The organism is Ancylothrix sp. D3o (assembly GCF_025370775.1).
Taxonomy (GTDB): domain Bacteria; phylum Cyanobacteriota; class Cyanobacteriia; order Cyanobacteriales; family Oscillatoriaceae; genus Ancylothrix.
On sequence record NZ_JAMXEX010000013.1, the window covers coordinates 89490 to 102748 of the forward strand.

Annotated in this window: 11 protein-coding genes; 8 read left to right on the plus strand and 3 right to left on the minus strand. The window is 43.9% G+C overall.

Annotated elements, in window-relative coordinates:
* Positions 1-12: 12 nt before the first annotated feature.
* The 3 genes from NG798_RS19710 to pgl all read right to left on the minus strand — a co-directional run bounded on the left by NG798_RS19710 (position 13) and on the right by pgl (position 2221).
* On the minus strand, positions 13-474 hold the full coding sequence (locus NG798_RS19710; RefSeq protein ID WP_261225414.1) for an FHA domain-containing protein: 462 nt from the start codon (positions 472-474) through the stop codon (positions 13-15).
* Between the two features lie 149 nt (positions 475-623).
* Positions 624-1421 (minus strand): FHA domain-containing protein, encoded by a 798-nt coding sequence (locus tag NG798_RS19715; RefSeq protein WP_261225415.1) that lies wholly within the window; start codon positions 1419-1421, stop codon positions 624-626.
* Between the two features lie 71 nt (positions 1422-1492).
* Complete coding sequence (gene pgl, locus NG798_RS19720; protein ID WP_261225416.1) at positions 1493-2221, minus strand: 6-phosphogluconolactonase; 729 nt, start codon at positions 2219-2221, stop codon at positions 1493-1495.
* 673 nt (positions 2222-2894) lie between these two features.
* Here pgl and NG798_RS19725 point away from each other — a divergent pair.
* From NG798_RS19725 to ftsY, 8 genes are all read left to right on the plus strand, one after another.
* Positions 2895-5969, plus strand: coding sequence for a type ISP restriction/modification enzyme (locus NG798_RS19725; protein ID WP_261225417.1), 3075 nt, complete (start codon positions 2895-2897; stop codon positions 5967-5969).
* A 435-nt stretch (positions 5970-6404) separates the two neighbouring features.
* The gene (locus NG798_RS19730; RefSeq protein ID WP_261225418.1) at positions 6405-7055 is read left to right on the plus strand and encodes a TIGR04282 family arsenosugar biosynthesis glycosyltransferase; all 651 of its coding nucleotides are present in this window, start codon (positions 6405-6407) and stop codon (positions 7053-7055) included.
* A gap of 8 nt (positions 7056-7063) precedes the next feature.
* Entirely contained in the window at positions 7064-7753 is a 690-nt protein-coding gene (locus tag NG798_RS19735) for a TIGR04283 family arsenosugar biosynthesis glycosyltransferase (protein WP_261225419.1), read from the plus strand.
* Positions 7754-7788: 35 nt separating this feature from the next.
* Positions 7789-8616, plus strand: coding sequence for an HpsJ family protein (locus tag NG798_RS19740; protein WP_261225420.1), 828 nt, complete (start codon positions 7789-7791; stop codon positions 8614-8616).
* Between the two features lie 50 nt (positions 8617-8666).
* The gene (locus tag NG798_RS19745; RefSeq protein WP_261225487.1) at positions 8667-9491 is read left to right on the plus strand and encodes a glycosyltransferase family 2 protein; all 825 of its coding nucleotides are present in this window, start codon (positions 8667-8669) and stop codon (positions 9489-9491) included.
* 444 nt (positions 9492-9935) lie between these two features.
* Positions 9936-10682, plus strand: coding sequence for a DUF502 domain-containing protein (locus NG798_RS19750; protein WP_375338985.1), 747 nt, complete (start codon positions 9936-9938; stop codon positions 10680-10682).
* 131 nt (positions 10683-10813) lie between these two features.
* Positions 10814-11443, plus strand: a complete 630-nt coding sequence (nusB, locus tag NG798_RS19755) for a transcription antitermination factor NusB (RefSeq protein ID WP_261225488.1) — start codon at positions 10814-10816, stop codon at positions 11441-11443.
* 113 nt (positions 11444-11556) lie between these two features.
* The gene (ftsY, locus tag NG798_RS19760) at positions 11557-13140 is read left to right on the plus strand and encodes a signal recognition particle-docking protein FtsY (RefSeq protein ID WP_261225422.1); all 1584 of its coding nucleotides are present in this window, start codon (positions 11557-11559) and stop codon (positions 13138-13140) included.
* Positions 13141-13259: the final 119 nt, after the last annotated feature.

A 13259-nucleotide genomic window follows, 5' to 3' on the forward strand; every position in this document is an offset into this window, starting at 1 on the left:
TCAAAAATCTAACTAATGAGGGATTTGAGTTTGAGGTTGCAACTTCATATCATCCCCCACAGGAACCATCGTCTCGTCCTCGAAGGCTTGGTGCTTGACCGGCAAATCTGGCATCACTTGCTGAGCAATCGTTTCCTCTGCCGAGATCGCTGTCAGTTCTTCGAGAGCTTGATTGCCAAAGCGAATTTGAATTTTTGGCCCAGAACGTGCCAAATGAATAATCGTTCCGTTTGTAACCGTGATATTAGAAATAGATTTACCGTCTATATATGTTCCATTTGTGCCTAAATTGACGATTTCCCATTTTGAACCGCGCCGGCGCAGTTCAACGTGGTAGCGGGACACTACAGCGCTGTATAGCACTACCTGATTATCAGTTGCTCGCCCAATCTTAATCGTTGAATCGTTTTCTTGAAAAGACCAGCTTTGAACCGGGACAGCCTGAAATGGATGCAGCAATATCAGTGTAATCACGGGAGAAACTCGCTTAATTTCGATACACCTGCTCGTCGCCTCTGATTTTGAGTTTTTTAATGAATGCCTCTCTCTCTAGGTATTTTGATATATTTACCCAGTAGAAAGGCATCCCTAAACTTACTCCACAGAAAAATGCCCGGCAGTCCTCAAGACATTTGGAACAAAAATGTTACCAAATCACCTTTGCCCAAAGCGATGCGATCTCCTGGGCGTAAGCGGTGGCGGTTGCCGGCGGGCAAGGGGAAGTTATTTACATAAGTGCCATTTGCACTGCCGACATCTTCAATATAATAACCGTCCCCTTCGACTCGCACATCCGCATGAACGCGAGAGACAATTTCTGAATTAGGAAATCCTGAGACATCAATATCTGGTGGAATTCGCTCATTGGGTTTGCCAATATGAACCACCGTTAAGGATGGCGGTAGTTCCATTAAGGTATTGGTTTGGACGTGCAGCAGTTTCGCGTTTACCTGATTTTGTAATTGCGTTTTGGAGGTGTTTACTGCTGGTGCGGGTGCCGGTGCCGGTGCTGGTGCCGGTGGGGGTATAAATGCCTCCTCTTCCGCCGCTGGTGCAGGGGTATGGGGGGGGGCCGTTGCCTGTGTCGTTTCTGCTGCTGGCACCTCCACTCCAACTACAGGGGCCGGTTCTACCAAAGGCTCAGGCACATTTAACGGTGGCACCGCTACAGTTGGGGCCACCGCAGGGCCAGATATCATCGTAGGAGGCAGGGGTTGGCTGGATGCGCTACTGTTTGCTTCCCCGCCAGCTTTAGCCTCTGCTCGCAGATCAAAGCCACATTGTCCGCAAAAAGTCGCATCAGTTTGAACAGAGGTACCGCAATTTGGACAATTACTCATAGCAGGTAATGGGGTTAAGCAAGCTTCGCACTGGATCGCTCCATTCGGGTTTTGGTGGTTGCAATTTGGGCAGACTATCATCGCATTCTTTACTTGCCATCAAGTTGATCTTAGAGGAGTTTTATTAATCTCACGGTTTCCATATCCGGATCTTAATATTCGGATTTCAATTTTTCCCCTGCTGATTCATCCAAAAGCCACCAAAGTTCCCCGGATGGCTGGATCAGTCGGGCTGGATATGTTTGGCTATCGGCTTTTTCTGCAAATATCTGCTCTAAGGCTGATATTTTGCCGGCACCGGCTACTAAAAACATAACGCAATCGGCTTGATTAATTAGCGGTACGCTAAAGGTAATCCTTGGTTGGCCGTCTTTTGAGCCGACGGTGACAAGCCTATCTCGCACGCTTAAGGCCGGTGTGTGGGGAAACAAACTGGCTGTGTGGGCATCATCGCCGATTCCCAACAAAATTAAATCAAATTTTGGCACCTCGGCGACCGGCACTTTAAAAAACTCTTGCAACTCGGCTTCGTGTTTGGCTGCATCAATGGCTGGATCACCGCTATTTGTGGGCATCGGGTGGATATTCTCGGCGGGAATAGGGACTTTATTTAGCCATGCTAATCTTGCCATGCGTTGGTTACTGTCGGGATGGTCTGGGGCCACATAACGCTCATCTCCCCAAAATACATGAATTTTTTCCCAGGGTAGGTTTTGTTGGCTGATCGCTTCGTAAAGCGGTTTTGGTGTGCTACCACCGGCTAGGGCTATCGTAAAGCGGTTGTGTTTTTCTATGCTGGTTTGGATTTTCTGGAGAACGATTTCTAAGCCTCTCTCGATTAGTGCTTCTAGGTTTGGTAATATTTCTACTTTTTTTTCCATTGTTTTTTGCTTTTTTTTGTGGGCTATCCGGCCCAAATTATAAGCACAGATTTGGGCAATCAGCGCGTTTTTTAGGATTTATTTAAGGTTTACTAAAAGAATTTATTCTGCTTTGCTAATTAAGGTACAGGCTGCCCAGCCTCTAGGAAGGGGATATTTTTGTTGGGTTTTGAGTCGGGGTTTTTCTTGATAGCTTTTTGGGGGAATTTTCGCGGCAATTAGGCGATTAAAAAGGCCGGTTTTGATGCTAGGAACGCCTCCTCAAAATTAGGCTATGGAGGTTTTTTTGTGGTGCCGGTTTTTTTTGAGGCCGGTGTTGTTATTTTTTCTGGGATTTTGTCTTTTCTGTTTTCCGCTTTTTCTTGGATCTTACTACTCAGATTTCTGGGAGATGTCCTATCCACCGGCGCCAAATTTTTTTTAGGTTGGGGGGTTGTATTTTGCCGCTTGACATGATATTATATTCATAATGGGATAGCGGCGTTTGTAAAAATTTGGCACGGATTTCTATTGTGATATAAATATACCCCGATGGCACGGAAAAGTCAACCCCCCAAACTCCTTTTTTTTGGGAAAAAATCCTTAAAAAAATTTAGAACCAAAAAAAGCCCCTCCGCCGTTCTGCGTGCTAACATTTAGCTAATTTCGCCTATACAAAAATCAAAATAAACTTATGGCTACTCTCAACCTGAAACCCACCCACAAGCCGGTAGAGTTATATTACCAAACATTAAACAACTTTATTAAGTTGGGGGCAAAGAATGAAGGGGCGGTAAAAGTAGCTTTTGCGGATTTATTAAGCGCTTGTTGTCAGCAATTTAAGTGGACATTGGTACAAGAAAATAGCCTTAAGTTAACGGAAAAAAAACGGATTCAAGTTGATGGGTTATTAGTTCGGGAAGATACCCTCAAACATGGCATCTGGGAAGCCAAAGATACGGATGATGATTTACCCAAGGAAGTACAAAAGAAATTTGCCAAAGGCTATCCCAAAGATAACATTATTTTTCAGTCTCCTAAACGAGTAATTATTTGGCAAGGCGGAAAGCAAGTTTATGATGGGGATATCACTAAACGGGAGGTTTTGGTAGAAAGTCTCAAGCTATTTTTTGAATATCGCCCACCCCAGATCGAAAATTGGGAGAAAGCAGCCGCAGAATTTGGAGACAGAGTTCGCAGTTTAGGAAAAAAGCTGGTTGAGTTAATTAAGGATCAACGGAAAACCAATAAAAAATTTATTGATGCTTTTGATGGCTTTAGTAATCTTTGCCGTCATTCGATTAATCCTAATATTTCTGACGCCGCCGTAGAAGAGATGCTGATTCAGCATTTACTCACGGAACGGATTTTTCGCCAGATTTTTAATAACCCTGATTTTACTAACCGCAATATTATCGCGGTGGAAATTGAGAAGGTAATTAATGCTTTAACTTCTAAGTCGTTTAGCCGTGCTCATTTTTTACAAGATGTAGATTATTTTTATCGGGCATTAGAAGAAGCCGCCGCGACAATTAAAGATTATAGCGATAAACAGCATTTTTTAAACACGGTTTATGAGAAGTTTTTCCAAGGGTTTGCAATTAAGGTGGCGGATACTCACGGGATTGTTTATACTCCGCAGCCAATTGTAGATTTTATGGTGAAAAGTGTTGATGAGATTCTGCAAAAAGAGTTTAATCAATCTTTGAGTGATAAAGGGGTGCATATTCTCGATCCGTTTGTGGGTACGGGTAATTTTCTGATGCGGGTGATGCGAGAAATTAGAAAAACTGCTTTATCTTATAAATATGAGCATGAGTTGCACTGCAATGAGGTGATGTTGTTACCTTATTATATTGCTTCGATGAATATTGAGCATGAATATTTGACGGCAACGGGGCAATATCAGCCTTTTGAAGGCATTTGTTTGGTAGATACTTTCTCGGATCAAGAATCGTTGCAACTGGATTTCTTTACTCCCGAAAATACCAAACGGGTGCAACGGCAGCAAAGTTCACCGATTTTTGTGGTTATTGGCAATCCTCCTTATAATACAGCGCAGGTTAATGAGAATGATAATAATAAAAACCAGAAATATAAGCAAAAGGGAGGGGTTGATCAGCGGGTAGCAGAAACTTATTCTAAAGACTCGAAAGCGACTTTAAGAAATAAGCTTTCCGATCCTTATGTAAAAGCATTTCGCTGGGCTGCGGATAGAATTAAAGAAGAGGGAATTGTTGCGTTGGTAACTAATAACAGCTTTATTGATAATATTGCCTTTGATGGGATGCGGCAGCATTTAGCCCAAGATTTTGATGCGATTTATGTTTTAGATTTGGGTGGCAATGTGCGAACTAATCCCAAGTTATCGGGAACGACTCATAATGTTTTTGGGATTCAAGTAGGGGTGAGTATTAACCTGTTGATTAAAAAGAAGGAAGGTAAAAAATCTCAATGTCAAATTTACTATGCAGCAGTGGGTGAGTTTTGGCGGAAAGAGGAAAAATACGCTTATTTAGAAAAATCTCAGCATTGGGGTGAGGTTGACTGGCAAGAAATTAAACCAGACAAAAAAAATACCTGGTTAACGGCAGGGTTGCAGGCTGATTTTGAAACTTTTATACCTATGGGAACCAAGGAAACCAAAGCCGCAAAGGGAGAAGCAAGGGATGCTATTTTTAAGTTATTTAGCAATGGGGTGAATACCAGTCGAGATATTTGGGCTTATAATTTTAATGACGATGAATTAGCAGCCAATATTCAACGGATGATCGCCACTTATAATGAACAAGTCAGAAAATGGCAGGATCGTCACGATAAATCCGTTAACGTCGATGATTTTGTCACCTATGATGATACTAAAATTAGCTGGTCTCGCGATTTAAAAAAATATTTAAAGCGAGGGGTTATCGTAGAATATAACCAAAATTACATCCGAAAATCTCTCTATCGTCCTTTTACCGCTTCTTATTTATATTTTGCTGCTTACTTAAATGATGTACGCGGTAAATTTCCCTACATATTCCCCACGCCAGAAACTGAGAAAGAGAATCGGGTAATTTGTGTAGTGAATGAAGCGCAAATACCATTTTCATCACAAATCACAAACTATATTCCTTGTCTTCATTATGGTGGACGACAAACTCAATGTTTCCCCTTCTACACCTACGATGAAGATGGAACTAACCGCCAAGAAAATATCACTGATTGGGCTTTAGATGCTTTTCGCCAAGAATACCAAAACCCCGCTATCAGTAAATGGGATATCTTCTATTATACCTATGCCCTTTTACACCATCCCACCTATCGGGAAAAATACGCCGATAACCTGAAACGAGAATTACCTCGCATTCCCTACGTCTCAAACTTTGATGGTTTCGCCAATGCGGGAAAACGCCTGGCGGAAATTCATATCAACTACGAACAACAACCGGAATATCGCCTCAATTTTATCGAAAATAATGAGGTTCCCTTAAATTGGCGAGTGGAAAAAATGAAACTCAGTAAAGATAAAACCCAATTAATTTATAACGACTTTCTCACCTTAGCCGGTATTCCCCCCAAAACCTTTGAATATCGCCTGGGAAACCGTTCCGCCTTAGATTGGATTATTGATCGCTATCAAGTAACCATTGATAAAAGGAGTGGGATTGAAAATGACCCCAACCGCTTAGATAATGAACAATATATTGTCCGGTTAATTGGTCAAGTAATTACCGTTAGTTTAGAGACAGTAGATATTGTTAATAATTTACCCCCCTTAGAGTAGAGACGTTCCGCTGGAACGTCTACAGCCTTCGTGGGGCAGGCATCTTGCCTGCCTTAAATCTGCCTTAAATCTGCCTTAAATCTGCCTTAAATCTGTGGGGCAGGCATCTTGCCTGCCTATTTCTCAAATTCTAAACTCCACCTATTTCTCAAATTCTAAACTCCACCTATTTCTCAAATTCTAAACTCCGCCGCCGGCGCCAATTTTTTTAAACTTAGGGGGTTGTATTTTACCGCTTGACATGATATTCTTTTCATAATGGGATAGTTGCACTTTTAAAAATTTGGCACAGATTTCTATTATGATATAAACATACCCCGATGACAAAAAAAAGTCAACCCCCCAAACTTCTTTTTTCAAAAAAAATTTCCCAAAAATTCTAAAAATTCCGCAACACAAACCGGCAGCAAGACAAACAACCCTTAAGGGCGCATAATGGCAGACAAATTTAACAAAATCCCAGAAAAGCTAATAATATTTACCCGTTATCCAGAACCAGGAAAAACAAAAACACGATTAATACCGGCCCTAGGCGTTGAGGGTGCAGCCAAACTACACCGGCACCTAATTCAACATACCCTTAATCAAGTGGAAAACCTCATAAAAAATAGAGCGGTAGAAGTAGAAGTAAAATATGCCGGTGGAAGCCAAGAATTAATGCAGAAACTTATACCCCCGCCAATTAATTGCACTCCTCAAAGTCAAGGCGATCTGGGAGAAAAAATGAAAAACGCCTTAGCCGAAAATTTCGCCCAACAAAAGCAGCGCCTCCTAATTATAGGCACAGATTGTCCGGGGTTAGATAACCACCGGCTCAAACAAGCATTTGACCGGCTTTACAATTATGATTTAGTCTTAGGGCCGGCCCTCGATGGCGGATACTATTTAATAGGAATGCGGCGAATGATACCCGAATTATTTGCAAAAATTGATTGGGGTACAGAAATCGTTATGCAGCAAACCCTAGCAATTGCTCAACATCTCAATTTAACCTACAGTTTATTAGATACTTTAGCCGATATTGACCGGCCAGAAGACTTAACCCTATTCAATATTGAGGCAAAATTATCGCCAAACTTCCCCTAAAAAAATTCATGCACTCAAGCAAAGCAAAAATTTCCATAATCATCCCCGTCCTCAACGAAGCCGGTATAATTGCCAAAACCATCAACAGTACCCAAACCGGCCAAAATATAGAAATAATCGTTTCTGATGGTGGTTCCGCTGATAGTACCGCAGAAATCGCCAAAAAAGCCGGCGCAAAAGTGATAAATTCACCAAAAGGACGCGCTTTACAAATGAATGCCGGTGTATCAATAGCCACAGGCGAAATTTTGCTATTTTTACACGCCGATACTGTTTTGAGTCCGGGGTATGACAGCATGATAAGACAGGCATTACAGCAAACCCAAACAGTAGCCGGTGCCTTTGAATTGCAAATTGATGGCTTACACCCCGGACTGCGGATGGTAGAAACTGCTGTAAATTGGAGATCGCGGTGGTTGCAAATGCCCTATGGCGATCAGGCAATTTTTATGCCAACACAGCTATTTAAGCAACTTGGCGGTTTTCCAGAAATGCCAATAATGGAAGATTTTGCGATGATCCAAAAACTGCAACGCCAAGGAAAGATTAACATTGTAAAATTGCCGGTGCTAACATCGGATCGCCGGTGGCACAAAAACGGCATCCTGAAAACTACCGCCATCAACCAACTGGTGATCCTCGGTTATTTTTTGGGAGTCCCGCCGGCTTCGCTTGCTGACTGGTATCGTCACTTATAGAGTTGAATTAAACCAAACCGAACACCCAAAATTTTATGATCGATCTCCGTCAACCCACCGCCATCGCCGCTCGCACTCTCACCATTGTCGGGATAATTTTAATTATCTCATCCCTGATAGACTATGTAATGCTGCTCTATCCTGCCAACCCAACGCAATCGCAATGGCGACTGGCAGTAATTACCCAACTCGTAGATCGCGGTATCCTGCCTATGGTGGGTTTAGCTTTTCTTTTTGCCGGTTATGGTTTTGAAGCCGCTGGGGGAAATGCAGCCTCACCCCGCAAAGCTTTAACGGATATCAAATTTTGGGGGCTTGTGCTTGCCAGCTTGCTAGGGTTGCTTTTTTTGCTGTTGTTTCCGCTTCACTTAAATAATATCCGTTTGGATAGAACCGAAAAAGTCAACGCCATTACCCAACAAGCCACCGTAGCAGAAGCCAGAGTCACAAGCCAAGTCAACAACCCAGAAATTGCCAAAGAAATTGAAAAACAACGCGATTTAGCCAAAAACCAACTAGCCGAACTCAGCAAAGACCCGGAAAAGTTAGAGCAAGCAATTAATAGCCCCCAAATACCTGAGCCAATTAAGCAAGTTTTACAGCAGTCTAAAACAAATCCTCAAGTGCTGCAAGATTTCCTTAATAACCAACTTAATCCTCAAACGCTGGCAGATCGGGAGTTGCAACGCATTCGCAGCGAACGCCAAAACGCGGAAGAACAAACAAACCAGGCGGCTTTAAAATCAGGTATTCAAACCGGCTCCTCTGCTTTACTTTTGGCATTGGGTTATAGTCTGATTGGCTGGACTGGGTTAAAAAATTTGGGTTACGTTAAACTTGGCCGGCGTAAACAAGCCCGCTAGGGGACTCTTGACTGGGGGAAGTCTTGGCACACCGTACAAAACCTCTGGCAATGTTTTCTATTTATATTCTCACTTACAACGAAGAAATTGATATTGCCGCGTGTATAGAATCGGCTTTGCTGTCGGATGATATTATTGTTGTTGATTCCCTCAGCACTGACCGCACGGTTGACATTGCCCAAGGCTATCCGGTGCGCGTTGTTCAGCACGCTTTTGAAACGCACGGAAAACAACGCACTTGGATGCTGCAATCCATTGATACAAAGTATGAGTGGGTGTATATATTAGAAGCCGACGAACGAATGACTCCTGAGTTGTTTGCAGAATGCTTGCAAGCTATGCAAAATGAGGAAATCAGCGGCTACTATGTGGCAGAACAAGTTATTTTTATGAATACATGGATACGCCACAGCACTCAATATCCTCGGTATCAAATGCGATTATTTCGCAAAAATCAAGTTTGGTTTACGGATTATGGCCACACAGAAAGAGAGGTATGTGAGGGAAAAACCGGCTTTTTAAAGGAAACTTACCCGCATTATACAAACAGTAAAGGATTGAGCCGGTGGATAGACAAACATAACCGCTATTCTAGTGATGAGGCCGCTGAGACTCTGCGCCAACTGGAAAAAGGCACCGTTAGCTGGCGGGAGTTAGTTTTTGGCCGGTCGGAAGTGGAACGCCGGCGAGCACTGAAGGATTTATCGTTGCGCGTTCCGTTTCGGCCTTTGTTGCGGTTTATTTATATGTATTTTTTTCTGTTGGGAATTTTAGATGGTAGGGCCGGTTTTGCTTGGTGTACCTTGCAGGCTTTTTATGAATATTTGATTTTGTTGAAAGTTTGGGAATTGAAAAACGACAAAAACCAAGCTTAACTCCGACACCGGCCCAAAAGCCAAATTAATCTTTGATTCGGCCACCGCTATGGGAAGACCGCACCCCTTACCTGTGGCCGGTTTATAAAAATTAATGTTACATTTAATACAAATTATATTAAGCTTTGCACCAAGCTCAGGGAGAAACTTATCTCCCAAACCCCCTCCCCTAGTACGAGAGGGGGGAGAATAGGGGGATGGCGCTTGCTGTTTTCTCCCTCAAGCCGGTTTTATCGTCCTTCTCTACTAGGCCAGCACCCGGCTGGGGTGGAGGAGGTAAAAACAGCTTTTCTGTGAAGTTGAAATATTACTTTACAAATCTGACAAAATATATACATAAATTGTTTAAGAGCCGCCGGTTAAAGTCTAGCCGATACGGCATCAAAAAAAGTCTTATAGACAGGCCAAAATTTCCACAGCCAGTTAAAGGAGAGTAGGGTATCCGTGACCAACCGCTTCATGCAGGACTTAAAAAATGACCTGATTGCCGGTCTGTTGGTGGTAATTCCTCTAGCTACCACGATCTGGCTGACTTACACAGTCTCGACTTGGGTAATTGGATTTCTTACAAAAATTCCCAAACAAATCAATCCCTTTGATGGACTACACCCCATCCTCGTCAATGTACTTAACTTAGCCGTAGGGTTGGCCGTACCCCTAAGCTGTATCTTACTGATTGGCCTCATGGCCCGCAACTTCGTGGGCCGGTGGCTTCTTGATGTTGGCGAACGGGTACTACAAGCCATTCCCTTTGCCGGTTCGGTGTATAAAACCCTTAAACAACTGCTCGAAACTCTCCTCAAAGACTCCAACGATAAATTCCGCCGAGTCGTTTTGGTAGAGTACCCCCGAAAAGGTGTTTGGTCTGTTGGGTTCGTCACCGGCACAGTCACCGCCGATATTCAATCCCACCATATCAATCCCATGATTGGCGTCTTTATCCCCACCACCCCTAACCCCACCACCGGCTGGTATGCAGTTATGGCAGAAGATGAAGTGGTCAACTTATCGATGTCCATAGAAGATGCCTTTAAAATTATCATCTCTGGTGGCATCGTCAGTCCCACTACGATCCCCCTCTCCCTCGCTAACACCGCAGAACGCCAACTCGAACCCTTAATGATAGAAGGACATCGCAGCAGCAGACCGGCAGCCGATACTTCCGCAACAAGCGCCAGCGCCGTAGATTAACCGGCCAAGGCTTCGCCGGTGTTTTTTCTGCCAAACAGTTGACCTAGATACAACAGATGAGAGATGATCAATGACCCCACCCGCCGGCAAGATCAAAATAGAACTAACCAAAGGCCGCACAAAACGCCATGATGCTACCCCAACAAATTGCCAGAGAACTTGCTTTGCTCAGCCATAGTCAAGTTTCCTCTAACTCGGAAAAAATCTCTAGCTATCAACTCCAAGACCTCGTGCTGGCAGCAATTCGCACCCTCACTGCCGAAATTAACGATACCCTGGAAACCGCCGCTGCTGAACTAAAGCGAGCCAACGACCGCTTGCTCACCAGCGACACCCGTAGCGCCGATGTAGACAGCGCTAAAGTTATGCTCAAGGAAGGTATCGAACTTACCCAAACCTCGATCAATCGCGTGGGAATGTCTTTACAGCTTCCTGAATTTATCCAATTGTCTAATCAAAAAACAGTCCGAGAATACACTTTGTTGATTCTCAGCAAATTGAAAGAACACCGCGAAGAAATTGATGAACTTATTAGCAGTTCTTTGGTAAACTGGCAGTTAAACCGGCTTCCCAAAATTGATAGCGATATTTTGCGGATTGCTGTGGCAGAAATTCAGTATCTCGGTCAGCCGCATCAAGTGGCAATTAATGAAGCGGTAGAACTGGCCAAACGCTATAGCGGTGAAGACGGATACCGTTTTATAAATGGCGTTTTGCGCCGCGTCAGCGACCAACTAAAAGGCGTCGTCAGGGGTGCTTAATCATTTGGTCATTTGTCAATGGTCATTTGTCCTTTGTAAGAATGTTGTTTTTTGCTTTTAATTCTTGACTATTGATAAATGACCGTTGATAAAAATAATTACAGGTAAAAATTATGGTATTTAATTGGTTCCGCCGGCAGTTTGATAAAACAGAAGAAACCCCAGAACAACAGCCCCAAGCTGATTTAGTTCCAGAGCAAGTTACAGAAGAAACTTCCCCCCCAGAAGAACAAGCACCGGCGGTAGCGGAAGATTATTTAAGCTGGGCAAAAGCTGCTTATAAAAATATTCAAAAACAACAACAAACTACCCCAACTGAAGCAGAAACTCCTACCGAAGCAGAAACCCTAACCGAAGCAGAAACCCCAGAAGTCGCACCGGCTTTAGCCGCAGAAACTCAAGAAACTCAAGCCATTGTAGAGCCACCGGCCCCAACCGAAACCAGCGAATCAGAACCGGCCCCAACTGAAACCGCCGCCGTTAGCGAAGAGACACCGGCTTTAACTGCGGCGGAAGTTGAAGAAACTCAAACAGAAGAACCTGCCCCTGCTTTACCATTTTGGGCAAAAGCCGAAGCTGACCGGCTGGAAAGAATGGAACGCCTGAAAGCGGATGCGGTGGAAATAATCGAACCCGAAACGAACAAACCAGCACCGCAAATGCTCTCAGAAGAAGAACTGGCAATGCTGGCTTTTGATGAGGGCTTTTTGTGGTCTGCGGAAATTTTAGCAGCCCAAGGCCGGCGTCCCGATGACGTATCCATCGAAGAAATTACCTGGCTGAAAAAACTCCGCCAAGGCTTAGATAAAACCCGCCGCAACTTGATTAACCAATTGCGGGCTATTGTTGGACAGGGGCCCCTTAATCAAGCTGGGGTGATGGAAATTGAATCGCTGCTGCTCCAAGCGGATGTGGGAGTTGCGGCTACCGATTTTATTATTAATGCTTTGCAGACAAAACTCCGCGAAGAAGCTTTACCCCCAGAAAAAGCCATTGCTTATTTGAAGCAAATTTTGCGGGAAATGCTGGAACGTCCCACCGGCAAAGCTTTAAGTGTTACTTTTGCCCCCGTTAAAGAAGAGTTGAATATTTGGCTGATTGTGGGTGTTAATGGGGCCGGTAAAACTACTACGATAGGTAAAATTGCTCATTTAGCTGATAAATCTGGCTATCAAACTTTGATTGCTGCTGCTGACACCTTCCGGGCGGCGGCGGTGCAACAGGTGAAAGTGTGGGGCTCGCGCAGTAATGTAGAGGTGATTGCGAACCCTGGACAAAATACTGATCCGGCGGCGGTGGTGTTTGATGCCATAGCAGCCGCCCAAGCAAGGGGAACAGAATTGCTGCTGGTGGATACGGCGGGCCGGTTGCAAAACAAGAAAAATTTGATGGACGAACTCAGCAAAGTCCGCAGAATTATTGAGAAAAAAGCCCCGAATGCTAAAGTCGAATCGCTGTTAGTTTTGGATTCAACTTTGGGACAAAATGGCCTGAAACAAGCCGAAGTTTTTGGCGAGGCGGCGCAATTAAGCGGGGTGGTCTTGACAAAACTCGACGGAACTGCTAAAGGCGGTATTGCTTTGGCTGTGGTGCAGGAGTTGGGTTTGCCGGTCAGGTTTATTGGGGCCGGTGAGGGTATTGAAGACTTGCGCCCGTTTTCTAGCTATGAGTTTGTCGAAGCTTTGCTGAGTGATTAATTGCTAAAAGCGGTTAAGAGAATTAATTATTTAGTCCGTAGGACTTTTTTCGTGTAGACGTCGGTTTTAACCGGCGTTTTAGTTCGTTTAAGTAAGTCAACTTAATTAAACTCTGGGTG

What these genes read in the sequence shown, in the direction of transcription:
- NG798_RS19715 (WP_261225415.1), bottom strand. Translation starts at nt 1,421, where the DNA reads ATGATAGTCTGCCCAAATTGCAACCACCAAAACCCGAATGGAGCGATC.
- pgl (WP_261225416.1), bottom strand. Translation starts at nt 2,221, where the DNA reads ATGGAAAAAAAAGTAGAAATATTACCAAACCTAGAAGCACTAATCGAG.
- NG798_RS19725 (WP_261225417.1), top strand. Translation starts at nt 2,895, where the DNA reads ATGGCTACTCTCAACCTGAAACCCACCCACAAGCCGGTAGAGTTATAT.
- NG798_RS19730 (WP_261225418.1), top strand. Translation starts at nt 6,405, where the DNA reads ATGGCAGACAAATTTAACAAAATCCCAGAAAAGCTAATAATATTTACC.
- NG798_RS19735 (WP_261225419.1), top strand. Translation starts at nt 7,064, where the DNA reads ATGCACTCAAGCAAAGCAAAAATTTCCATAATCATCCCCGTCCTCAAC.
- NG798_RS19740 (WP_261225420.1), top strand. Translation starts at nt 7,789, where the DNA reads ATGATCGATCTCCGTCAACCCACCGCCATCGCCGCTCGCACTCTCACC.
- NG798_RS19745 (WP_261225487.1), top strand. Translation starts at nt 8,667, where the DNA reads ATGTTTTCTATTTATATTCTCACTTACAACGAAGAAATTGATATTGCC.
- nusB (WP_261225488.1), top strand. Translation starts at nt 10,814, where the DNA reads ATGCTACCCCAACAAATTGCCAGAGAACTTGCTTTGCTCAGCCATAGT.
- ftsY (WP_261225422.1), top strand. Translation starts at nt 11,557, where the DNA reads ATGGTATTTAATTGGTTCCGCCGGCAGTTTGATAAAACAGAAGAAACC.